The sequence below is a fragment of the Priestia sp. P1_B12_1 genome, assembly GCF_056406695.1.
Genome location: NZ_JBFTZR010000003.1, coordinates 218,145 through 242,478, shown reverse-complemented (window position 1 = coordinate 242,478; position 24,334 = coordinate 218,145). Strand labels below are relative to the sequence as shown.

Annotated in this window: 22 protein-coding genes; 17 read left to right on the top strand and 5 right to left on the bottom strand. The window is 37.7% G+C overall.

From position 1 onward, the window contains the following. The first annotated feature begins 52 nt into the window (after positions 1–52). The 4 genes from AC1D0Y_RS12205 (at position 53) to AC1D0Y_RS12190 (ending at position 7,201) form a co-directional block, all read left to right on the top strand. A complete protein-coding gene (locus AC1D0Y_RS12205) occupies positions 53–1,501 on the top strand; it encodes an aldehyde dehydrogenase family protein (RefSeq protein WP_477707604.1) in 1,449 nt (482 codons plus the stop codon). 20 nt (positions 1,502–1,521) lie between these two features. Then, positions 1,522–2,883 (top strand): purine-cytosine permease family protein, encoded by a 1,362-nt coding sequence (locus tag AC1D0Y_RS12200; RefSeq protein ID WP_477707603.1) that lies wholly within the window; start codon positions 1,522–1,524, stop codon positions 2,881–2,883. 240 nt (positions 2,884–3,123) lie between these two features. Then, the gene (locus AC1D0Y_RS12195) at positions 3,124–5,736 is read left to right on the top strand and encodes a helicase-related protein (protein ID WP_477707602.1); all 2,613 of its coding nucleotides are present in this window, start codon (positions 3,124–3,126) and stop codon (positions 5,734–5,736) included. Positions 5,737–6,280: 544 nt separating this feature from the next. Further along, the gene (locus AC1D0Y_RS12190) at positions 6,281–7,201 is read left to right on the top strand and encodes a 1,4-dihydroxy-2-naphthoate polyprenyltransferase (protein ID WP_025752322.1); all 921 of its coding nucleotides are present in this window, start codon (positions 6,281–6,283) and stop codon (positions 7,199–7,201) included. A 41-nt stretch (positions 7,202–7,242) separates the two neighbouring features. Here the strand turns inward: AC1D0Y_RS12190 and AC1D0Y_RS12185 are convergent, their stop codons facing one another. Then, a complete protein-coding gene (locus tag AC1D0Y_RS12185) occupies positions 7,243–8,418 on the bottom strand; it encodes a DHHA1 domain-containing protein (RefSeq protein ID WP_060745693.1) in 1,176 nt (391 codons plus the stop codon). Between the two features lie 110 nt (positions 8,419–8,528). Here AC1D0Y_RS12185 and AC1D0Y_RS12180 point away from each other — a divergent pair, with 110 nt between their 5' ends. From AC1D0Y_RS12180 to AC1D0Y_RS12170, 3 genes are all read left to right on the top strand, one after another. Next, positions 8,529–10,676: a YhgE/Pip domain-containing protein gene (locus AC1D0Y_RS12180; protein WP_060745692.1), complete on the top strand. Its 2,148-nt coding sequence runs from the start codon at positions 8,529–8,531 to the stop codon at positions 10,674–10,676. A gap of 64 nt (positions 10,677–10,740) precedes the next feature. After that, positions 10,741–11,118 (top strand): PH domain-containing protein, encoded by a 378-nt coding sequence (locus AC1D0Y_RS12175; RefSeq protein ID WP_014460184.1) that lies wholly within the window; start codon positions 10,741–10,743, stop codon positions 11,116–11,118. Positions 11,119–11,342: 224 nt separating this feature from the next. Then, on the top strand, positions 11,343–12,542 hold the full coding sequence (locus AC1D0Y_RS12170; protein WP_060745691.1) for an MFS transporter: 1,200 nt from the start codon (positions 11,343–11,345) through the stop codon (positions 12,540–12,542). Between the two features lie 69 nt (positions 12,543–12,611). Here AC1D0Y_RS12170 and AC1D0Y_RS12165 read toward each other — a convergent pair whose 3' ends face one another. Beyond that, a complete protein-coding gene (locus AC1D0Y_RS12165; RefSeq protein WP_060745690.1) occupies positions 12,612–13,484 on the bottom strand; it encodes a selenium metabolism-associated LysR family transcriptional regulator in 873 nt (290 codons plus the stop codon). A gap of 344 nt (positions 13,485–13,828) precedes the next feature. Between AC1D0Y_RS12165 and AC1D0Y_RS12160 the strand changes: the two genes are divergently transcribed. The 4 genes from AC1D0Y_RS12160 to AC1D0Y_RS12145 are packed head-to-tail and all read left to right on the top strand — an operon-like array spanning position 13,829 to position 17,590. Next, positions 13,829–14,218, top strand: coding sequence for a GntR family transcriptional regulator (locus tag AC1D0Y_RS12160; RefSeq protein WP_013083081.1), 390 nt, complete (start codon positions 13,829–13,831; stop codon positions 14,216–14,218). Continuing rightward, positions 14,211–15,110: an ABC transporter ATP-binding protein gene (locus tag AC1D0Y_RS12155; protein ID WP_252123182.1), complete on the top strand. Its 900-nt coding sequence runs from the start codon at positions 14,211–14,213 to the stop codon at positions 15,108–15,110. The genes AC1D0Y_RS12160 and AC1D0Y_RS12155 overlap by 8 nt, the downstream gene beginning before the upstream one ends. Then, the gene (locus AC1D0Y_RS12150) at positions 15,085–17,094 is read left to right on the top strand and encodes a DUF6449 domain-containing protein (RefSeq protein WP_477707601.1); all 2,010 of its coding nucleotides are present in this window, start codon (positions 15,085–15,087) and stop codon (positions 17,092–17,094) included. Before AC1D0Y_RS12155 ends, AC1D0Y_RS12150 begins: the two co-directional genes overlap by 26 nt. A 16-nt stretch (positions 17,095–17,110) precedes the next feature. After that, positions 17,111–17,590, top strand: coding sequence for an RNA polymerase sigma factor (locus AC1D0Y_RS12145; RefSeq protein WP_028413409.1), 480 nt, complete (start codon positions 17,111–17,113; stop codon positions 17,588–17,590). Between the two features lie 48 nt (positions 17,591–17,638). On the opposite strand, the gene AC1D0Y_RS12140 is transcribed toward AC1D0Y_RS12145, so the two are convergent. Then, positions 17,639–18,217: a DedA family protein gene (locus AC1D0Y_RS12140; protein ID WP_014460178.1), complete on the bottom strand. Its 579-nt coding sequence runs from the start codon at positions 18,215–18,217 to the stop codon at positions 17,639–17,641. Between the two features lie 164 nt (positions 18,218–18,381). Here AC1D0Y_RS12140 and AC1D0Y_RS12135 point away from each other — a divergent pair, with 164 nt between their 5' ends. After that, complete coding sequence (locus AC1D0Y_RS12135) at positions 18,382–19,590, top strand: DNA polymerase IV (protein ID WP_047751006.1); 1,209 nt, start codon at positions 18,382–18,384, stop codon at positions 19,588–19,590. Positions 19,591–19,746: 156 nt separating this feature from the next. Beyond that, entirely contained in the window at positions 19,747–20,166 is a 420-nt protein-coding gene (locus tag AC1D0Y_RS12130; protein WP_016764045.1) for an organic hydroperoxide resistance protein, read from the top strand. A gap of 62 nt (positions 20,167–20,228) precedes the next feature. On the opposite strand, the gene AC1D0Y_RS12125 is transcribed toward AC1D0Y_RS12130, so the two are convergent. Further along, positions 20,229–20,678 (bottom strand): MarR family winged helix-turn-helix transcriptional regulator, encoded by a 450-nt coding sequence (locus AC1D0Y_RS12125; RefSeq protein ID WP_014460175.1) that lies wholly within the window; start codon positions 20,676–20,678, stop codon positions 20,229–20,231. A 144-nt stretch (positions 20,679–20,822) separates the two neighbouring features. Between AC1D0Y_RS12125 and AC1D0Y_RS12120 the strand changes: the two genes are divergently transcribed. From AC1D0Y_RS12120 to AC1D0Y_RS12105, 4 genes are all read left to right on the top strand, one after another. Then, positions 20,823–21,032, top strand: coding sequence for a cold-inducible protein YdjO-related protein (locus AC1D0Y_RS12120; protein WP_014460174.1), 210 nt, complete (start codon positions 20,823–20,825; stop codon positions 21,030–21,032). A 290-nt stretch (positions 21,033–21,322) separates the two neighbouring features. After that, positions 21,323–22,144, top strand: coding sequence for an MBL fold metallo-hydrolase (locus AC1D0Y_RS12115; RefSeq protein ID WP_253352808.1), 822 nt, complete (start codon positions 21,323–21,325; stop codon positions 22,142–22,144). Positions 22,145–22,320: 176 nt separating this feature from the next. Continuing rightward, positions 22,321–22,527, top strand: a complete 207-nt coding sequence (locus AC1D0Y_RS12110; protein ID WP_013056980.1) for a zinc ribbon domain-containing protein — start codon at positions 22,321–22,323, stop codon at positions 22,525–22,527. A 2-nt stretch (positions 22,528–22,529) separates the two neighbouring features. After that, on the top strand, positions 22,530–23,006 hold the full coding sequence (locus AC1D0Y_RS12105) for a GNAT family N-acetyltransferase (RefSeq protein WP_060745683.1): 477 nt from the start codon (positions 22,530–22,532) through the stop codon (positions 23,004–23,006). 20 nt (positions 23,007–23,026) lie between these two features. Here the strand turns inward: AC1D0Y_RS12105 and AC1D0Y_RS12100 are convergent, their stop codons facing one another. Beyond that, positions 23,027–24,064, bottom strand: a complete 1,038-nt coding sequence (locus tag AC1D0Y_RS12100; RefSeq protein ID WP_081085235.1) for a LysM peptidoglycan-binding and 3D domain-containing protein — start codon at positions 24,062–24,064, stop codon at positions 23,027–23,029. Between the last annotated feature and the right edge of the window lie 270 nt (positions 24,065–24,334).

Below are 24,334 nucleotides of genomic sequence, written 5' to 3'. Positions count from 1 at the left end.
ACTGTTATCTTCCCACTTTTATATAAGAGTTCTCTATAGGGAGTGTTGGACTATGAACGAGCAAGTAAATGTAACAGTAGATAAGAAGCAAGCAAAACCATATAAAAGAGAAATACTCAACCCAGCGACCAATAAGATCATAGCGAAAGTATTTGATTCGTCGCTTCAACAAGTAGAGGAAGCGGTAGGTAAAGCAAAGCAGGCTTTTGAACAGAGTGAATGGAAAAAAAATAAATCACTGCGTGTAGAGGTACTTAAGAAACTAGCAAATTTATTAGAAAATGAAGCGAGTATATTCGCTGAAACAGAAACATTAAATACTGGCAAACCGATAAAAGAAGCGCAGTTAGATATTGAAGATACGATTAATTGTTTAAGATATTACGCAAATTTAATAGAAGAAAATCAGCCGTGGACAAAGAACATGTTCGACGATACAAACAGTAAAATCATTCAAGAACCTATCGGCGTATGCGCGCTGATTGTTCCTTGGAATTTCCCTTTGTTACTTGGTATGTGGAAGCTGGCTCCTGCCTTAGCAGCTGGAAATACGGTAGTGTTTAAGCCGTCAGAATTAACGCCGCTTTCTTTTTTAAAGTTAGCTTCACTATGTGAAAAAGCTGGTATACCAAAAGGCGTGTTTAATTTACTTACGGGAGACGGTAAAGTGGGAAGTGCCCTTGTTGAACACAAAGATGTAGCCAAAGTCTCTTTTACAGGAGGATCAGAAACAGGCAAACGTATTTATCAGCAGTGCGCAAAAGAGATGAAAAGAGTTTCGCTTGAACTGGGAGGGAAATCTCCGCTTCTTATTTTTGAAGACAGTGAAATTGATATTGCAGTAGACTGGACAATGTTTGGTTCATTTTTTAACCAAGGACAAGTGTGTGTAGCTTCATCGCGTATACTCGTACATGAATCTATTTATAAGGCGTTTCTTTCTGCTCTTACGGAGACTGTTGCTGCTATAAAAATTGGCAACCCCTTAAGAGAAGAAACGGAAATGGGTCCGGTTATTAGCAAGGAGCATCTGAACAAAATACAGGGTTTTATCAAGCTAGGTCAAGAAGAAGGCGCGAATTTATTAACAGGAGGAACGTTAATTGACTGCGAAGGTGGAAACTATATAAAGCCAGCTGTGCTCGTCGATGTGGAGCAGCATATGAAAGTTGTACAAGAAGAAATATTTGCTCCCGTTATTACCGTTCAATCTTTTTCAAGTGAAGAAGAAGCCATAGCACTTGCCAACGGCACGAGATTTGGTTTAGCTGCAGGAATTTTAACGAATGATGTAATGAAAGCAGAGCGAGTTGCTGAACATCTTCAAGCGGGAACGATTTGGATCAACGGCTACCATACGCCTCATATTGAAACGGCGTGGGGCGGTTTTAAAGAAAGCGGCATTGGCCGGGAGTTAGGTCCATCAGGATTAGCTGCTTTTACTGAAACAAAACATGTAAATACAAATTCCAAGCTAGCTCGAGCCAATTGGTATCAATAAAAGTGAAAGGTGGAATAGGAATGACAACAAAAAGTGGTCTCGCCCATGATGATGTGCAGCCGATTGCAATGAATAAAAGAAGTATGGGCTTCTTCTCTACATTTTCCATGTGGATAGGAGCCAATGTGGTGGTAACGACCGTTTTTACCGGAATGCTGTTTGTACCCGATATGACCTTTTTAAAGGCATTATTTATTATTGTGCTTGGCTCTTTAGTTGGCGCCATACCGCTCGTGTTGATGGGGAATATCGGAACTTGCACCGGTCTTCCAACCATGGTTTTGATGAGACCAGCTTTTGGACAAAGAGGTGCTATGCTTCCTGCTGCTGTTAATCTTATTACGTTAATCGGCTGGGCATGGATTCAAGCCTACATGGCAGGGCTAAGTTTAAATCATGCCGTTACTTTTTTGACCGGTTACAGCAATATCAATCTATTTACAATTCTTACTCAAGTGTTGGTAGTAGCTATTTCTATATACGGGCATAAAGGTATTGAAGCAACGGAAAAATTAGTAGCTACGCTTATGGTTATTTTAGCAACCGTTGTGTTTAGCTATTTGTTTATCGAATTTGATGCAGCAAAATTAATTCAAATGAAAGCAAGCGAAAATCCTGGTATTACAGGAATGTTAGCTTTTGATATTGTAGTAGCTACAGCTTTTACGTGGATTCCTATTGTTTGCGACTATAACCGAAACTGTAAATCTGAAAAAACGGGAATTGCGGGAACTTATTTAGGCTATAACGTTGCGACTTTGATTGCGATGGGATTAGGCGCAACGGTTTCTGGTTTTTCAATTCTCGGAAATATGACGCAAACGTATGACCCAGTAAATTTAATTGGCGCATATAGCCCGCTGTTAGGGTTAGTAGCTGCCATCGTAATTTTTTTATCGGTCCTGTCAACCAACGTAATGGTATTGTATAGCGCGACAATGTCTTATTTATCTATTTTTTCAAAGCAGAGGTTCTGGATACCGGCACTAACCATGGGAGTTGTCACAGTCCTAGGTTCTTTATTAAAAGAGTGGCTGATGACAAATTTTCAAAGCTTTTTGCTTATGATCGGTGTCTTATTTATTCCTATTATTGCGATTGTTCTTGTTGATTATTATATCATTCGCCGAAAACACTATGACGTTTCAGCTATTTTAGAAAAACAAAATAAACTGTACTGGTATACAAAAGGCTTTAACCTTCATGTGTATGTCTCTTACATAGTGGGGGCTGTATTTGCCTACTATTTTACGTACGTTCACCCGCTAGCCACAGGCGCAACGATCTTAGCTTTTTTATTTACAGGTGTTTTGCATGTATCGCTAACTAAACTTTCACAGCTTTCAATCCCTTATTCAAAGGGAATCGACAAAAATGCTTGACGTATACTTAAAATAGACTGAATTATCTAAAAAATAAGTGTCGGAAAGCTCCTTTAAATAGGAGCTTTTTGTGTTGAATAGAGGGTAAAAAAGCAAGCAGATAAAATAGACGAGAAATAAGTAAAAGCAGGAAGAAGAGAGCTTATTAATCCAGCCTCAAATAAAGTAATAACATGTATTTGATTCTCTCCAGGGTCTTTCCTATAATAAATGTAGGAAAACTTTCCAAAGGAGAATTTTATGCTCGAATTAGAGGCTATTCAAAGCAGAGCCATTGAAAAAACTAAACATACATTACTACAGGATATAAAAAGCGTATTAGGCGAACAAGACGAATGTCCGGATTTTGAGACTTATTTAACAGACAGGCACTCTTTTATTAAAAAGGCATGGGGAACTACGTGGAGAAAAGCAGTTGTTTCTTCTGTATCTAAAAAAAGCAGAAAGTCATATTTAACAGAGAAAGGCTTTGAGGTGAAAGGGTATAAACCCCAAGCTATAGATAAGTTATTTGCTAAAGAAACGAGAAAAGGTATAGAGTTTGATGCTTTTTCTTGGTTAGAAAAGCACTACGGAGAGGGCAATAAAGCGGAATGGCTATCACTATACGGAGAAGCAAGGGCTGAATTTGCCGAAAAAGAAGAAGAAAGAAAAGAGAAAGAAAGACAGCAAAGTATTAATGATCGAAAAGCCAGATATCAATTACAGTTAAATTTAGAAGCAGCTCCTATTTTGGAAGTAAACAAAGAGCTGTATTACCTACATATAAGAGAACAGCTTTCCCATCAGCTGTCAAAAGACATTAAAACAAACTCAAAGTATATTGAAAATTATGCGCCCCATACTGAACTTGAAGATGAATTAATAACAAACGGTGATTTAACACGTCATGATTATGAAACGGTTCATGACTTTTTTCAAGAGCTCACCGGCGGCGTAAGCTCAGAATTAGACAGATATTCAACGATTATCTTGTTTGAAACGTATGAAGATGTATACGAGGTATTTATCACCGATAAGATTTATGAAATCATTCCGACTATGATCATGGATAATCTTCCTGCTTCATTTAAAGAAGAATATAAATCTTATACAAATGCTTCAGTAACAAGAATGGATATTATAAAGGCACTTAGAAGTGATTTATCGGATTTGGTCTATGAATATAAAAAAATGCTCGTAGAAGAAAAGCTTTCTGATGTACTAGAAGTTTCAGATCACAACTTAATGATTGAAGAGCATAAAGAGCGATATGCACAGCAGCTGGAAGAAAGACGATTACAACAAGAACGTGAACGTGAAGAAAAGAAAAAGCTGATTGAAGAAGAACAGCGACAGTTAAATTATATTTTTGGTGCAGAATACGAAATGGACCCAAGAAAAGAAACGGAATATATTCTTCATCTCGGTGATACAAACACAGGAAAAACGTATACGGCATTAAAGTCATTAAAAAAAGCTGCTTCGGGTAGTTATTTAGCGCCGCTTCGCTTGTTAGCTTTAGAAGTTTTTGAAAAGCTGAACAAAGACGGAGTTGCTTGTTCGTTAAAAACAGGTGAAGAAGAAAAGATTGTTGAAGACGCTCAGCATATGGCCGGCACCGTAGAAATGTTTAGCGAATTAGAACATGGCGATGTAACCGTAATTGATGAAGCACAGATGATTCAAGACCGAGATCGGGGGTTTTCATGGTATAAAGCCATCACTCGAGCTAATGCCAAACAAGTTCATGTGATCGGGAGTTTAAGCATTCGAAGTATGTTAGAAGAGATGTTAGACGGTGTGATCTCAGAAATTCATGAGTACGAAAGAGATATACCTTTAAAAGTAGATCTTCGAAAGTTCAAAATTGAACAAGTGAAACCCGCAGATGCTTTAATTGTTTTCTCGCGTAAGAAAGTGCTGCAGACAGCGGCTAAGCTAGAAAAAGATGGTCACAAAGTGAGCGTGATTTATGGAAGTATGCCGCCTGAAACGAGAAGAAAACAAATTGAGCAGTTCATTAATAGAGAAACAACTGTCATTGTGTCTACAGATGCGATTGGAATGGGATTAAATCTTCCAATTAGACGAATTGTCCTTTTAGAAAACATGAAATTTGACGGGCAAAAGAGGAGATTGCTGACTTCTCAAGAGTTAAAGCAGATTGCAGGCCGTGCTGGAAGGAAGGGCCTCTACAATGTTGGAGAAGTTGCATTCGCTAAAGATGCAAAGCAAATGAGAGAACTGTTATTTTCAACAGACGAGCAAATCAGCAAATTTTCAATTGCTCCTACTTCAGATATGCTAAGAAGATTTAAAGAATATCATCATGACCTCGGAACTTTTTTTGACATGTGGGCTAAATTTCAAAATCCAAAGGGTACACAAAAATCAAATTTGGCACAAGAACGTGAGCTTTATGAGGAAGTAAAAGACACGCTGATTGAAGCGAAAATGCCCATTGTTGATTTATACGGCTACTTGCAGCTGCCTTTTTCAGCAAAAGAAAGCTCTTTGAAAAAGCAGTGGGTTGCCAGCATGAATGCGATTGTTAATAGAGAAGAGTTACCTGAACCACGGATGATAGAAGGCTCACTGGAAAAATTAGAGCTGTCTTATAAAGCGATTGGCCTGCATCTTTTATTTTTATATCGAATGGACAGAAGGCCAGAGGCTATTTACTGGGAGCGTGTCCGAGAAGAGCTTACAGATAAAATCCATAACGTATTAAGAAAAGATATGAAAAAATTTAAAAGAACGTGCAGTGCGTGTTCTAAAGACCTTCCTTGGAATCATGATCACGCCATATGCGATTCGTGTTTTCATAAAAGATTCCGCAGAAGACACGGAGACGACGATTTTAATTACTAAGATGTAGTGATAAAAAAGAGGCTTGTACAAAATTATGTTAGTTGAAGAAAGATCCGAATGATAAAGCGTTCGGATCTTTTTATTCTGATGGTGAACATAGGTTTCATGTGTTTCGTTGCTTCCAGCTGTTGATTGGAGAGCAAGGCGAAGACTCACCGGCCGCCCGCGGAAAGCGAAGCCTTGCACGGAAATCAACTGCGGTGTAACAAGTAGTTCAGCTCGTGTATTCCATTTGTGCTTCTTTAGATGGGATTGATGTAGTTATGTCTCAATCTGATTTTTCATAAAGGTTTTTTATCTTTTTCCTATGAATTTCTGCGTCAAAGCAGATTTTTGTAGAAAAAATCGGAAATGTATAAGCGGTCATCTTGTAAAAAGAGCAATAAATTATTATGATATAGAGTGGAACTTATATTTTAAAGAGTTCCGTGATTTTTTTGTTGGGCGGACGTGTATTGTATTAGAGTAAGTTTGCTATCATTCGTTATGTTAAAAGCAGCACTTTTAAATAGAGATACGGTTCGTAATAGAAGGGAAGAGGATGATGACAAGTCATAACAAAGAAAACAAAGCTGCAGTCGAGCAGTACAGTAAAGGGAAGATTTTGTGGCAATTAACCCGTCCTCATACGCTAACAGCATCGTTTGTACCGGTTTTAATTGGAACAGTTCTAGCCATGTTTTATGGCCATGTGAATGTTTGGATGTTTCTTGCGATGCTTTTTTCATGTTTGTGGATTCAAATTGCGACGAACTTATTTAACGAGTACTATGATTTTAAACGCGGGTTAGACACAGAAGACTCCGTAGGTATCGGAGGAGCCATCGTCAGACACGGCATGAAACCGAAAACGGTATTAAATTTAGCACTGATTTCTTATGGAATTGCTCTTATTTTAGGTGTATATATATGTGCAAACAGCAGCTGGTGGCTTGCTTTAGTTGGATTAGTAGGTATGGCGATCGGTTATCTGTATACAGGCGGACCGCTTCCGATTGCGTATACGCCGTTTGGAGAATTATTTTCAGGTCTTTGTATGGGCGCGATGTTCGTGTTGATTTCATTTTTTATTCAGACGAATACCGTAACGTCTGAAAGCATCTTTGTATCACTTCCGATTGCGATTTTAGTAGGTGCGATTAATTTGTCTAACAACATTCGTGATATAGAAGAAGATACAAAAGGCGGACGTCGTACGCTAGCCATTTTATTAGGTTCTAAAAATGCGATTAGATTTTTAGCTGCTTTGTTTGGCATTGCGTATATTTGGACAGTTGCATTAGTTGTATTCTTCGATATTAGCCCTTGGATTTTCTTAGTGTTTCTTAGTGCACCTAAGCCAATTCAAGCCGTACAGGCATTTGTACGCGGAGAGCTTATTGCAATGAAAGCAACTGCGCAAACCAATACGTTTTTTGGGTTTACTTTATCAATTGGATTATTAATTGGCTATTTAGTAAGCTGATTGAGTGGAAAAAGCCTGTCTTTTTAAAGACAGGCTTTTTGTTATGCTCCAGTTATTTTTTCTGTTACCGCGCTAATAAATGCGTTCATATTTTCAGAAGATGAAAAGCTGGCTTGAGCTTGTTTTGGTCCGCCGCCGCCTTTTCCATCGTAAAGCGGGAGCAGCTCTTTATAAAGTTCTCCGCATTTTACTTCACTTCCGCTGTGAGCCAGTAAGACTTTTTGATCACTTGAAAAAGCAAAAAGAAGCGTCGTATCAGGTGTTTGAAGCAGCTGCTTTGTCAAAGCTTGCACATCTTTTAATGTGCGGTTTTCAAAGTGATGGTACAGAAATGAACCTTCTTTTTTGGCTTCTAATTCACTTGCTAAATAAGCTGCATTTTCATTTTTTAATTCTTCTAGTTGTTTTTGCAGCTCTTTTTGTTCAGTCTCCAATTTTTTAATGCGTTCTACAACTAATTCACGGCTTGTACTGAATTTATTGCTAATTTCTGCTACGATTTCTTGAGACTGCTGATAATCAGCTAATGCACGCATGCCACATTTGAAAAAGAGGCGTGTATTGCCGCGCTGCTTTTCTGTTTTCGTAAGTTTAATAAGGCCAAGCTCTCCAATTTGGTTCACATGCGTACCGCAGCAGGCAGAAACATCAATGCCGTCAATTTCCACAATGCGTACAATTTCGTCTTCTAACTCTGGCACTTTGCGAAGCGCAAGAGTATGTAAATCTTCTTTTTTCACTTCGTGCGTTTTAATGTGACGGTTGCTGTAAATAGCGTCATTTACAACTTTTTCAATGTGTAATAACTGCTCATGAGATAACTGAGGTACATTCAGATCGATAGAGACTGCTTCGCTTCCTAAGTGAAAGCTAACGGTGTGAATATCATATGTATCGATTAATAGAGCTGAAAGTAAGTGCTGTCCGCTGTGCTGCTGCATATGATCAAAGCGGCGTTGCCAGTCAATTTCACACGTGACGTTCGTTTGTTCAGGGAGTGTATCGACGATATGATATACTTCTCCATTTTCTTCATACACATCTTTCACGTCCATTCCGGCAATATTACCGTAGTCAGAAGGCTGTCCGCCTCCTTCTGGATAAAAAGCGGTTTGTTTCAACGTTAATGCGTAGCCATTTGAAAGAGCACGCGTCTCTATCACTTCAGTTTCCCATGTTTTTGTGTAGGGATTGCTATAATAAAGTCTTTCTGTCATATTCATCATCCTTTCTAGTAAAACCATATCTAACTTTTTCTATAGTATCAGAAATATGTTTCTTCGAACATGGATAAGCTAACTTGTAACAATAAAACTGGGTGGGACATATGAAAAATACTGTTTATATTTATACGAGGGATTTAAAAAGAATTTTCACCAATTGGGCGATGATTATCATTGTACTGACGCTTATGATTCTGCCGTCTTTTTACGCATGGTTTAATATAAAAGCATCTTGGGATCCATACGGTCGGACTGAAGGTATTGCCATTGCAGTAACAAGCGAAGATGAAGGTTCTACGATAAGAGGTCAGCACGTAAATGTGGGTAAAGATATTATTGCAACGTTAAAGAAAAATAAAACGCTTGGATGGACGTTTGTCTCCAAAGAAAAAGCTGATCACGGAGTAAAGCACGGTGACTATTATGCAAGTATTGTTATTCCAAAAGATTTTTCACAAAAGCTTGGTACCGTTCTTCAAGATCGTTTGGAAAAACCGGTCATTATTTATAAAGTGAACGAAAAAATAAACGCAGTGGCGCCTAAAATTACAAGTAAAGGAGCCAGCAGCTTAACACAACAGATCAGTGAAAAATTCGTCAAAACAGCGAATGGAGCTATTTTTTCAGTGTTTAACGAACTAGGTATTACACTGCAGCGGGATTTGCCGACCATTCAACAAGTTGAACAACGGATTTTTGAACTTGAAAATCGTCTTCCTGAAATTAAAAAAGTAATTAATGAAGCGAATGACACCACTCAAAAAGCTGGAGCAATTGTATCAAAAGCTCAGGCTGCTCTTCCTGAAGTAGAGAGACTAACAGCTGACGGCGCACAGATGACTCAGCAGCTAAACACTTTTTTAACTAAAAGCGATGAAGTTTTAAAAAACGCTGAACCAACAATCAACGAAACGCTGCATCGAGTTCAGCAACGAGCTCTCCGAGTTCAAGAATTGAAGAATCAGCTGATGGAAAAAGATATAGCACCGGCTGAAGTCAGCGCAGCAGCAGAACAGCTAAAAGGGCAGTTAACAAAACAAATTGCTGACACAGGAGAGTTTCTTACACTTCTTACAGATTTAAATGCGTTATCTCAACAAAAAGTTCTTTCACCGGTTATTAATGACGTAAAAGATGTAAATACGCTTTTACAGCAGCAGCTTTCGGATGTAAACAGTCTTCAGCAGCAAACAAAGAATGGAGATGTTCCAAATCAAAGCGTACTTGATAAGTTCAGCTCCCGCACCGATCAAGCCGTTTCTAGATTAAATGCGTTAACGAATTCATATTCTTCTACGATTGTGCCTGCTGTTGAACAAGCAATTAAAGAAGCGAAAGATAAAACGGCAAGCGCAAACTCACTGCTTGATGAAGCTAACAAAAGCATACCGGATGTTTCTAACGTCCTGTCTAAAACAGCGAGTGGCATCTTGCTTGGACAGCAGGAGCTTGGGAAAATAGCAAAAGACTTTCCGCGAATTGAACAAAATGTGCACAATATAGCGGATAAAATACGAGAATTTCAGCAAAAAGAAAATATTGAAGATATTATTAATTTGCTAAAAAACGACGTACAAAAAGAAAGCGACTTTTTTGCTAAGCCGGTTCTTTTAAAAGAAGAAAGACTTTACCCGATTCCGAACTACGGTTCGGCTATGTCGCCGTTTTATACAACGCTTTGCTTGTGGGTCGGAGCTTTGCTGTTAGTTTCGATTTTAAGCGTAGAAGTAGCGGATGAAGAGCGGTTTAAAAGCTATGAAGTCTATCTTGGAAGACTTTTAACATTTTTGTCTATTGCTCTTGTGCAAGCTTTTATTGTGACGCTAGGGGATTTATTTTTAATTAACACGTATGTCGTAGATAAAGTGCCTTTTATCTTTTTAGGCTTGCTGTGCAGCTTCGTATTTATGACGATTGTTTATACGCTTGTTGCGATATTTGGCAATGCAGGAAAAGCGATGGCGATTGTTTTACTTGTGCTTCAGCTTTCCGCTGCAGGCGGTACATTTCCGATTCAAGTTGTGCCTGCTTTTTTCCAAGCACTCAATCCGTTTTTGCCATTTACGTATGCAATAAGCATGATGAGAGAAGTTGTAGGAGGCATGTTAGCGGATATTGTAAGAAAAGACGTTACCGTTCTACTTTGCATTTGGCTTGGCGTGCTGCTGGTTGGTATTTTTCTTCATAAACCTCTTAGTAAAACGAGCGCAAAATTAACAAAAAAAGCGCGTGAAAGTAAATTAATTCATTAAAAAAACGTTTTGGGTTTCCAGACAGAACAAAATGCGGTAGTGTAGATATAAAGGAGTGATCAGTATGGGTATATTAGATGGACTATTAGGAAATGCATCAGAAGCAGATATAAGAGGAACTGAAAAAGACTTACAAAATATTTTAATTGCCAACGAGCGAGTGGAACAAGCATATAAAGTCATTCGCGATTTAATGGTGTTTACGACGAAACGCTTAATTATCGTTGATAAGCAAGGAGTGACGGGAAAGAAAACAGATTATCATTCCATTCCTTATAAGACGATTACCCATTTTAGCGTAGAAACGGCTGGAACGTTCGATTTAGATGCGGAATTAAATATTTGGGTATCGGGTTCTAGCGCGCCGATTTCAAAAGAATTTCGTAAAGATAAAAGCATTTACGACGTGCAAAAAGTATTAGCATCTTATGTATTAGATTAAAAAAGTTGAGCCATGAAAAACTGGCTCGACTTTTTTTATGTGTACGTAAAACGAGAAAGCATAACAGTCTTGCATACAGTCGGTTGAAAATACTCCGGCTGTTGTCCATTCCTATTTTAATTTCACTCATTACTGAAATGTATGAAAACGATTTACATAATGAATTATACAGAATAAAAAAACCGTGATATGCTTTTTTTAGAGAAAAAAGGAAGTGACCAACTGTGAGTTATACCGTAATTGGAACATCAGCTTTTCGCAAAACAAATGTTGCGCTTTTTGCAGCAGGCTTTAACACATTTTCGATTTTATATTGTACACAGGCCATTTTACCCGAATTTTCTAGAGAATTCGGGATATCTCCGGCGTTTGCCAGCTTATCTCTTTCGTTAACAACCATCACTCTAGCCGTTAGCATGCTTTTTTTAGGTTCTTTATCCGAAGTGTGGGGACGAAAGAAACTGATGGGCCTATCGTTAATTTTTGCGTCATTGCTATGCATCATGACAGCATTTAGCTCTAACTTTGAAACGCTGCTAGTTTTTCGCGTTATTCAAGGAATCGTGTTAGCAGGGCTTCCTTCTGTAGCCATGGCTTACTTAGGAGAAGAAATTGAACCAGGGAGTTTAGGAAAAGCGATGGGGATTTATATAAGCGGAAACGCCTTTGGAGGCGTAGCGGGAAGGCTTATGACAGGGGTGCTCACGGAATATTTCAACTGGTCCGTAGCTCTTGATGTTGTAAGCGTAATCAGTTTACTGGCCACCTTTGTTTTTTTTATGAACTTGCCTGATTCACAGAACTTTACTTCTCGGTCATTTGAACTTAGGCAGCTTACCGGCTCTCTTCGCAGTCATCTTCAAGATAAAGGGATGCTTTGTCTTTTTGCTATTGGTTTTGCACTGCTTGGAAGTAACGTAGCTTTATACAATTATATTGGATACGCTTTATCCGCTCCTCCGTATTCTTGGAATCATACGCTTGTAAGTTTTATTTTTGTTATTTTTTTTGTGGGAGTATTCAGCTCGGTTTGGATGGGGACGCTGGCGGATCGATACGGCCGGAAAAAAGTGCTGTTATGTACGATTGCTGTTACGCTTATAGGTTCAATCGTTACGCTGCATCCGGTTTTATGGATAAAAATTACCGGGCTTTTGCTGCTGACTTTTGGCTTTTTCGGAAGTCATTCCATCGCAAGCAGCTGGGTAGGAAGAAGAGCAACTCATGACAAAGCTCAGGCTTCGTCTTTGTATTTGTTTTTTTACTATGCAGGATCAAGCGTTGGAGGGACGGTGGCTGGCTTATGCTGGAGTGCGTACGGCTGGAAAGGTGTGATTGCTTTAATTGGCGTGTTTCTTACAACAGCCTTTTTCTTAGCTGTTCGTTTGTCAAAAATGCCGGCTCAGCAGACGCATGTTCACTAAAAAAGAATGTAAAGACATGTATGGCTATTTACTAAAAAAGACTTTCCACTCAGTGTGGAAAGTCTTTTTTTAGTTTAAAAGCTGAATAAAAAGCTCCGCCACTTTTTTATGAGCGCTGTTAGCAGGATAGATATAAGAAAAACGGCGCTTAAAAGGAGCGGTGTTAACGTTGAGAATCGATAGGTGCTTTTGTGCTACATCTTCTTTAATAGCACAAAGCGACAGTACAGACATTCCTAAATTATGAACAATTGCTTCTTTAATTCCTTGATTGCTGCTGATCGTTAGCATGCTTTTCATTTTTAAACCGTTGGACATTAAAACGTGATCTAAATATTCTCTTGTTCCAGAGCCTTTTTCACGCGCTACCCACCGCTGATTTTGTAAATCATCAATTTCTACTTTTTTAAGCTGAGCTAAAGGGTGATCCACTGACGCAACGATGGCAAGCTCATCGTCCATAAAGGACTGAATACGTAAGTCGGACTCTTCCGTGTGTCCTTCAATAAGTCCTACGTCTACTTTGAAATGACGAACAAGCTGAGCGATTTCCTTTGTATTACCGATAGTCACTTCTACATCAATATCAGGATATTGTTCACGAAGCTTTGCTAAAAATGAAGGAAGAATATATTCGCCAATCGTAAAACTGGCGCCAATCGTTAGCATTCCTTTGACACGGTGATGGTGTTCATAAATATCTCGTTTCGTATGCTCATATATCTGAATCATTTGTTTAGCACGATCGTATAAAATTTCGCCGCTGGGTGTGATTTTTAACATTTTAGGTGAACGCAGGAACAGGGAAGTTTGAAATTCTTTTTCAAGATTTTTGATGTGTACGCTTACGCTTGGCTGTGAAATCATTAACTTTTCCGCAGCTTTTGTAAAGCTTTGCTCTTCTACAACAGAAACAAACGTCTTTAACGCATCATAGTACATAGAGTATGGCTCCTTTTATATTAAAAAAATTAATTATAAACATTATAAAACATTATTATGGTAATAACTAGAGGCACCTGGGTAAGAAAAACAAAATGAGGTGCTGATTTAAAGGAGTACTTTGGCTTCTAACGAAGGCAGCCCACGCAATTTGTTTACAGTTATTTGCATTTCATCTATAAAGCTATTAAACACTTTTTTGTCATCTATTTGTAACAAAAGTAAAAAAAGTACTTGTTTTTTCCAAAAAACATACTATAATATTAACTGTAATACGATAAGTAATACAGTTAATACACCTAGTACACACATCATGATTTTGGGTAGATGAAGGGAGGCAGACTATGTTCGATTTAGATATTCGTAGTCGCAAGCCGATATACGAGCAATTAGTAGATAAATTGAAAGAGCTTATTATTCATGAAGTCTTTAAGGCCGATCAAAAGCTTCCATCTGTTCGGCTGTTAGCAAAAGAATTAACGATTAATCCAAATACAATTCAAAAAGCGTATCGTGAACTAGAACATCAGAATTATATTTATTCAGTTCCAGGCAAAGGAAGTTTTGTAACGCCTCAAGTTGATACACTAAATAACGAGAAGGTGAAAAAGATGAAGGAAGAATTAGTAAAACTGTTGGCAGAAGCTATGTATTTAGGGATGGATAAAGATGAAATTCTATCACTTATTTCACAGGCTGAAAAAGCAGTAAAAGGAGGAAGCGATAGTGATTGAACTGAAGGCGATAAAAAAAGAGTTTGAAGAAATGGAAGCTCTAAGAGACGTCACGCTTTCTATAAAAAAAGGATCTATTTACGGACTGCTTGGCTCGAACGGGGCAGGGAAAACAACGCTATTAAAAATCATTGCAGGTATTTACAAGCAAGATCACGGGAAAATCGCAATAGACGGCGAGGAAGTATTTGAAAACGTTGGCTTAAAAGAACGTCTTATTTTTATGCCAGATTCTCTTTATTTTTTCCCTCAAACAACGATTAAGCAATTAGCGTCTTTTTATAGAAGCGTCTATCCGACTTGGAACGAAGAACGGTTCCAAAAATTAAAAGAAGCTTTCCCAATTCAATTACATAAAAAGGTACATAGAATGTCCAAGGGAATGCAGCGTCAAGTAGGTTTTTGGTTAGCGATGTCTGCTATGCCTGATGTACTTATCTTAGATGAGCCGCTCGATGGGTTAGATGCGGTAATGCGTCAAAAAATTAAAAACCTTCTTGTCCAAGACGTGGCAGAACGGGAAATGACGATTTTAATTTCATCACATAACTTACGAGAAGTGGAAGATCTTTGTGATCATGTAGGCATCTTGCATCAAGGTCAATTATTAATTGAAAAAGAACTGGATGATTTAAAATCAGACGTGCACAAAATTCAAGTTGCATTTGAAGGAGATGTGCCGCTAGCGCTTTATGACACGCTGGACATTTTATATCAAGAAAAACGGGGAAGCGTCTTGCTTTGTATTGTTCGAGGAAAAGAAAATCACTTAGTCAACAAAGTTCGATCGTATAAGCCTTTAATTTTTGACATCTTGCCACTTACGCTGGAAGAAATCTTTATTTATGAAATGGGGGATGTGGGTTATGCAATCGAAAACATCATCGTTTAACCGAGGCATGTGGATTCAATCTATGAGAAACGTAGGATGGATTGGACTTGTATACTTGCTAGTACTGCTGTTCGCTTTACCTTTACAACTAATTTTCACTTTCACTGGAAAGGTAGACCCTTATATAGAGAAACCAGACACGTTATTTGAGGTATTTGACGGGCTGGAATTTGTGTTTATGTTTGTTGTACCAGTGTTACTCGGTATTTTCCTATTTAGGTATATACAAACGAAGATTGCGGCTGACTATATTCATAGTTTACCAATTAAGCGTTCTACGCTGTTTCATCAAAATATGCTTCTGGGCGCGTTGGTTTTAGTTGTTCCGATTTTAATTACGGGAGCCGTTACTTTTGCCGTTAAAGGAGTTTTAACGGTTGAGAATGTTTATACAACAAGAGATGTTCTAAGCTGGGTCGGGTACAGTATTCTGATTAACTTATTTGTGCTAACTGGAACTGTTTTAGCGGGAATGTTCACCGGAATGTCTGTCCTGCAAGGAATCTTTTTATACGTTCTATTTCTTCTCCCCGGCGGAATCTCTTATTTAGCTATATCCAATGTAAAGTTTTACTGGTACGGCTATGCTTATGACTATTACATGAGTAAAAATATTGACAGCCTTGTTCCGTTTTCACACGTAGCGCAAATGGTAGCTCATAAAAGCTTTTCTACTAGTGTATTTGTTTATATTGGACTCATCGTCTTATTTTACATCATTGCTTTAATCACCTATCAAAAAAGAAGAGTAGAAGCTGCTACGCAAACCATTTCAGTTAGCTGGTTAAAACCGGTATTCGTATACGGAGTAACCGCTTGTTCACTCATGTTAGGCGGATTTTACTTTATTAGCATGAAAGGTGAATTTTCATGGATGGTCGTGGGCTATATTATTGGTTCATTAATAGGTTATATAGTTGCTCAAATTATCTTAAATAAAACGTGGCGGATCTTTACGAAATGGAAAGGGTATCTAGGCTTTGTTATAGCCGCAGCTATCGTTGGCTTTATTATTCATTTAGATGTATTTGGCTACTCTACTAAAGTACCGGCAGCTTCAGAGATTGAAAGTGTATATTTCGATGAAGATATATATCCATTGACTGATAAACCTGAAAACTATGCAAATGGAATGAATGGCTATTATGAAACTCCATATTACTATACAAGTAAAGAAACGATTCAGAGTGTTCGTCAGCTGCAAAAACAAATTACAGCATCTAAAGATAAGAAGCTGGATCCTGATAAACAAAGTGAAATAGAAAGCAGAAACGGTAAAATGGCTGTATTTGCTTATAAATTAAAAAATGGAAAACAAATGGTCCGAGAATACTTTATTCCATTTTCAGACTATAAAGCTTTTTATAAAGAAATTGCAGAAACAAAAGAATACAAAGAAAATTTCCATCCGCTTTTACGAACAAAAAACATGGATAAAATTAAAAGCGTGAGTTTTTCTGTTCAAGGAAAGTCAAATTCAATCAACATTACAAATCCAGATAAAGTACAAGAACTTATACACGTAGTCAAACAGTCGATGATGAACGAAACGTTTGATGAAATGTACAGCACAAAAGAAAGCTGGGCTTCAATTGAGTTTATGGATGGAAAAGGACAGTATGTACAAACTGCATCTTGGGATAAGTCTTATAGCGAAGTAGAAGCATGGCTGAAAAAAGAGGGTTTATATGAACGTGCTCGTCTCATGCCAAAGGACGTAGAAAAAACCGAAGTGTTTAAAAATTCTTCTCATCTTAAAAACGATTATCGTCTTCAAGAAGAGTTTACATCTCTAATGAAGGATGAGAAAGCAATTAAAGTAAAAAACAATCAGCAGGTAGAAACACTTCTTCAACATGCGAACTTACGAGACACGGGAGATTATCTTGTTGCTTTTTATTACAAAGACCAAGTAGATACTCCTCAGATTTATATGTTGAATGAAAATGAACTGCCAGCAGAACTAAAAGAAAAACTAAAATAACAAGGGAGAACTTATTATGTGCGGCGAGGAATTACAAGATTATTTAAATCAGGTGCTGGCTTATTTATTAAAAAATGGTGTGAATAGACAAGACGCCGAAGATATTACGCAAGAAGTAGCATTAAAATATTTAGAAAAACAAGAAATGGTCGATCCTGAAAAAATAAAAGCTTGGATGTTTCGCGTCGCATTAAATAAACGCTGTGATTTAGGCAGGCGTAAAATAGTGAAAGACCGCTATACGTCTTCTTACAAAGAAGAACCCGTTATGTATACGCCTATTCAGCAGGTCCTCAGAAATGAAGAAGCGGCTGAATGTCAGGCGATTTTAAATCAATTGAATCCTAAGTATCGCAATTTGCTTCTATTAAAATATGGATTAGGATTTAAATATGAAGAAATTGCCGAGTTATTAAATATGCAGATGACTACGTTAAAATCAGCTCTTTACCGCGCGCGCAAATACTTTGTGAAGGGATATAATGAAGTCATTTAATATAAATGAAACAGCAGCAGTTTGTGAAAAAGAACTTTTTTACACAAACTACTGCTGTTTTTTTCGTATTTTTCTTCTTTGAACGGCATAGATAATCAAACTGATCGCACAAAAAGCTAAAGTGATCTCAATCACATCAGTATAAGAAGATGTCGTATTAAAAAAGGAACCGAAAATAAATAAAGCCAGCGTCCAAATGAAACCAAAAGAAAATGAGACTTTAATGTAATGACGATGCTTCATTCCGCTTGCCCCGAGAAAAAAAGGCATCACATGTCGCATTCCTGGTAAAAAGTAGCTTGCGATGATGGCGTGAGATCCATATTCTTGAATCGTTCGCTCAACTTTCATAACATTTTTTTCCCATCGCGGGCGTTTTAATAGCGCAAGCGCCTGAGCTGAAAAAAGACTGGCTATCAAAAACTTGAGGTATAAGCTAAGCATCATGCCGCTGTAGGTAAGTATAAAAGCTGGAATATACTGAACGGATGGAGACGTAGCCTGGCTGCCTGCAAGCATAATATATACTGGGTCAGGAATAGGAGTAAGGTTGGCTCCGACTAAAATGATAAAAAAGAAATATCCGTAGCCTAATTGGTTAATGGCTCCGATAAGCTGATCAATCACGTTTTCTTCCTCCTTTCTTCATTAGAATACGAGAGAGTGACACACAGTGTTCGCTCAAAATAAAAATAAAGTATAGGTACGCACAACTTAGGAAAAAAGAGTTATAATAAATAAGAATGTACGTTCTTCTTTCGGGGATTAATTATACAGAAAGAGGTGATAGTATGAAAATGATGTACCCTAAAAACGGCAAAGTTATTCTTCATATTGATGCTAATGCTTTTTATGCATCTGTTGAAACCGCACATGATCATACGCTCAAAGATAAGCCTCTTGCTATTGCTGGCAACCCAAAAGAACGAAGAGGAATTGTTGTAACCTGTAACTATATTGCTCGTAAACGCGGAGTGTATGCGCCTATGCCTCTTTGGGAAGCGAAAAGAAAATGCCCCGAGCTGGTTGTTATAAAGCCTAATTTTCCATTATATCGCCAAGTGTCCAAAAACATGTTTGATTATTTAGTAACCATTTCACCTCTTTTAGAGCCCGCTTCAATTGATGAAGGCTATTTGGATATTACAAACTGTGCTGAATTAGGCTCTCCTCTTGACATAGCAAAGTCCATTCAGCAGCATTTAATACAGACGCTGCAAATTCCTGTGTCAATTGGAATCGCACCGAATAAATTTTTAGCCAAAACGGCAAGTGATATGCAAAAACCTTTAGGAATTACCGTTCTTCGAAAAAGAGATGTCCAAACAGTTCTTTGGCCAAAAGCCGTAGAGGAAATGCACGGAATCGGTAAGAAGACAGCTGAAAAGCTAAATGCGATTAAGGTGGTGACGATCGGTGATCTAGCAAATGCCGCTCCGGGTCTTCTTAAACAAACTCTCGGAGTAAAAGGAGAAGTTATGAGAGACCGAGCGTGGGGCCAAGATGATCGACAGGTGAACCCTGATCGCCAATCACAGTTTAAATCAATTGGAAACTCTACGACGCTATCTCAAAATGCAGTAGATGAACATGAAGTTCTGCCTATTTTAAATAAACTATCGCACTCAGTGAGTTCTCGTATGAAAGCGAAAAAAGTTGTAAGCAAAACGATTCAGTTAACGATACGATATAGTGATTTTAAAACCATTACTCGAAGCCAAACTATTTCTAAAGCAATTAGCGAGCCAAACGATCTTTTTCATTACAGTGCGGTATTATTTCAAAAGCATTGGAACGGAGAACCGATTCGTTTATTGGGCGTAGCTGCTCTTCAAGTGAGTCACCAGCTTCAAGAAGAAGAACAGTTGGATTTGTTTACATACGGAGAACAAGCCAAAAAAGAGCCTTTATACAAAGCGGTCGAAAGTTTGCGTGAAAAATATGGAGATAACATTATTCAAAGCGGTTTAAAAAAACAAAGAGGAAAAGAAGAGAGGTAACTCTCTTTTTTTGTATAAAATAATAGGTTTACACTCATTATAGAAGGGGAAGTACATTACTATCACGGTAATCAAAGTGATTACAAAATGAATTTGATTGCGACTTTTTTAATTGTCTGCAATGAAATTACATAAAATAATCTATGAGGTGATCTTATGTCAGACGCACTATTTACATCTAAAGCAACAGCGGTTGGAGGCCGAGATGGTCGAGTTAAATCAGATGATGGTATTATTGATTTAACCCTTGTAAATCCTTCTCCAAATAACAAAAAAGAAGGAACAAATCCCGAGCAGCTGTTTGCAGCAGGATATTCTGCTTGTTTTGACGGCGCTTTAAATTTAATCGCTAAGAAACAAAAAAAAGACATTGATTCGTCTATTACTGCAGAAGTAAGTCTACTAAAAGACCACACTGATGATGGATTCAAAATTGGCGTGGTGTTAAACGCTCATATTAAAGGCGTTTCACAAGAAGTAGCTGAGAAGCTAGTAGAAGATGCACATCAATTCTGCCCGTATTCTAAAGCAACGCGCGGAAATGTTAACGTAACGTTAAATACAACGGTTGAGTAAATAAAAAAACGCTTGGATTTTTCTGAAATCCAGGCGTTTTTTTATGTGCAATTTTATATGGTCTATTTTTGATTGTACGTATGCAGTGATTGCAGTAACTCCTGCAGCGTTTCTTTCAGCTTTTCTAATTCTCCCTGTGACTTATTTGTCATGCTAAAAACTTCTTCTGGAATATGACAAGCTTTATCACGTAATTTTTTTCCTTTTTCGGTTAAACTAATAAAAACAACGCGTTCATCTTCATGAGAACGCTCACGAATCACTAATTCTTGATCCTGCATTCTTTTTAGCATAGGAGTAAGGGTGCCTGAATCCAAATACAGAAGTTCGCCCATTTTTTTCACGCTGAGTGTTTCATGTTCCCATAAAACAAGAAGGGCTAAATACTGCGGATAGGTTACTCCTAATTTATCGAGCAGCGGCTTGTACACCTTTGTAATTTCTCGAGACGTGGCGTAAATTGAGAAACAAAGCTGATTTTCTAGCTGCAGCTGCTTATAAAGTTGTTCCATTCATGTTGCCTCCAGTCTATTGTTTTTTATTTAATTATACACAATTAAATAGGGGTGTCCAATAACGCTGGATGAAAAAGTGATCAAGCTGTAAATAAAAAATGGGAATTTTACATATACTAAGAAAAAAAGGGAGCTGTGCACATGTATTTTGCAAAAAAAGCCGTAGAAGAAGAAGTAGATCAAATGATGGATACGACTGTATATGCGTGTCAATCTGAATCATGTAATGGGTGGATGAGAGAAGATTTTGTTACGGTTGATTATAACTGTCCGATGTGCGGAACAGGAATGTCGCAGGAAGTACGCGAGCTGCCGAAAATTAAGTACGACCACCAATTTTATAATAAATAAAAAAGAAGCAGCTGCTTCTTTTTTATTTTTCACTAAAATTTCATTAAGCTGAGCTAGACTAAAAACCAACATACGATGAAGGTGAGGAATATCAGAATGAATCAAGGGAACTTTTTGAAAGGTTTATTTTGGGGAACCTTATTTAGTATTCCTATTTGGATTTCATTGTTTGGATGGTTCCGCATTTCATCACATCTTGCATAGTTTCATTTTATAAATCGTCATACGCGCCCTTATCTTTCTATTTCCGCTATAATAAGGGTGATAGAAAAAATAAGGAGCTGTTCTCTATGATTCAATACAAAACGGAGCAAATGACGGTTTTTGAAAGCGCGCTGTTTCAAACAACATCTGCAGTGATTGAAACAAAAGACTGTGTGATTGTTGTTGATCCAACGTGGCTTCCTCACGAAATTAATGAAATTAAACAGCATGTTCAAGAGATCTTAAACCACCGCAACCTGTATGTGTTTTTTACTCACGGAGATTTTGATCACGTCATTGGGTATGGCGCTTTCTTAGAATTAAATGCCACCTTTATCGGCAGCAAATTTTTGAAACATCACCCGGACAAAGAAGAAAAAGTTCAAATGATTAAGCAGTTTGATCATGACTATTATATAAAAAGATCTCATGATATTATATTCCCAGAGTTAGATATTGTTGTAAACGAAAATGAACAGCATATTACTTTAGGTGAAACATCCATTACCTGTTATTTTGCAAAAGGTCATACAAATGATGGCCTATTTATGATTGTCGATGATTCGATATGGATTGCAGGGGATTATTTATCGGATTTTGAATATCCGTACATATATGAAAGTGTAAATGATTACCGCGACACGCTTGCCACTGCGCGACACATTTTAGCTAAGCACCAAAATCTAACGCTAGTTCCCGGGCACGGGAAAACGACACATCACCGAGCTGAAATTCAAAGACGAGTGGAGATGGCCAGCTCTTATTTAGATGAACTGCAAGCGGCAGTGAAAGAAAACAGTAAAGAAGCGCTCGATAAGCTAAATGATAAACTGGCGTTTCCTTCTGATTTCACCGCACAATGTCATCAAAAAAACGTTGAAATTATGGAAAGAGAACTCCTGTCATAGAAACCAACTGTATAGTCATACCGTTAATACTAAAAGTAAGAAACCACATTTTCTATTTCTAGGTAATGGAAAATGTGGTTTCTTTAGTTCCTTTATTTATCAATTAAATGAAACTTTTTCCTTTTCTAACCGTTTATATAAATAAGAAATTATTTTATGTATAAAGGAGTATGACAATGGGGAAAAACGGTTGTGTAAAATGCGGACATACAGAAGCACAAACAAAAGAAATTGCTACAACGGGAACGGGACTGTCTAGATACTTAGACGTTCAGCACAATCACTTTACAGTGGTATATTGCACGAACTGCGGATATTCAGAGCTATATAATAAATCATCTTCAAGAGGCAGCAATATTATTGACTTATTTTTTGGAGGATAAAGATGAATATCGACCTTGTTGAAATTGATAAAGACAGTCGCGCTTGCTATTTGAACCTGCTATTAATAGGGGATGAAGACGAAAAAGTGGTGAAGTCGTATATAAATGAAGGTTCCTTATTTACCATTGTGTATGAAAAGAAGGTGATAGGAGTTGTGCAGTGCCTCATCGATGAAGGGGAACGGGCAGTAGAAGTAAAGAATATCGGTTTAAAAGAAGCATACAGAGGAAAAGGAATCGGCAGCAAAGTCATTAACAAGTTAGAAGCATTGTATGAGTGTAACCATTATTCTAAAATGATTGTAGGAACAGCGGACTCCAGTCTTGAAAACATAGCATTTTATAAAAAGGCAGGCTTTTATCAAAATGGTGTCAGAAAGAATTTCTTTTTGCAGTATGTTCCACCGATTTACGAGAATGGCTTGCAAGCTATCGATATGATTATGTTTGAAAAAAAATTAAAAAGCAGAAGCGACTAACACGCTTCTGCTTTTAGTGATTAATCTAAAATTTGAAGTTTTACCGTTTTGCGTCCCCAATTTAAAGCTGAGCTTTGAGATGCCATAAATAAATCAACGCGAGTACCTTTAATGGCACCGCCAGTATCTCCAGCAATTGCCTCTCCGTAACCTTCTACGTATACGCGAGAACCTAATGGAATCACGCGAGGATCAACTGCAATTACTTTTCGATTAGGATTTGACCTTAGATCGATCCCTGTAGCAGTGATTCCGCTGCAGCCTGCACAGTAAGCAGTATAAGCTGTTGCTTCAACCGTAATCTCTTTCGAAACCGACTTGCTTTCTTGCACTGGAGCAGGTGCCGGCGTTGAAGTCGACTGTGCTGAAGTTGACGGTGTTGAAGGAGCAGCAGGTGATGGCGTTGATGGTTTCGCCTGAGCTGCAGCTTGTCCGCCTACTTGTAGCACTTGATTAATGTAAATCGTATTAGACGATAAGTTATTCCACTGTTTTAATTGAGAAATTGAAATGCCGTGTCGCTGTGCTACGCTCCACATTGTATCTCCAGGCTGAACTTTGTAACTTTTACTGTTGCTAGGAGCCGGGGATGCTGGCGTTTCGTTTGTTTTTTCTTGTACAGGTGCTGAAGGTGATGATGAAACAGTTCCTGTTCCGCTTATTTTTAGTACTTGATTCACATAAATTAAATGACTAGATAAGTTATTCCACTCTTTTAGCTGCTGTACAGAAGTACCGTTGTTTTTAGCGATACGATAAAGCGTGTCGCCTGATTGTACTGTATATGTATGGTTTGAAGATGTCGTAGTTGGAGTTGAACTAGATGAAGAGTCAGTAGATGTAGATCCAATTTGTAATGTTTGGTTTGCATAAATTAATGTCGAAGAAAGACCATTCCACTTTTTTAAGTCTTCAACTGTTACATTATGCTGCTGTGAGATGCTGAATAACGTTTCTCCAGCTTTTACTTTATGCGTGTCTGTGTCAGCTGATGCTGCGTCTGCAATTCCAATTGATACTAAAGCTGTAGCCCCTAATGTAAAAATGTGTTTTTTCATCTAATATTTCTCCTTTATTTCCAATAGTTGTATCTTATTCTATCAGCAATATGTAACAAAACCATGACAAAATGGTAGGTTTTATATTACAAGTTTGTAACAATACGTCTAAAGTGATAGAAAAAACGCGGTTTTTTTACGATTATGATGAAAAAAGTCTTAATTTGTCTATAGAGATAGAATAGTAAAAAAGTATTCTGCTTTTATAAAAATGAAAAAGAAAGAAGCTATGCTATATTCAAATGACATGATAGAATAGACAAGTTAGAA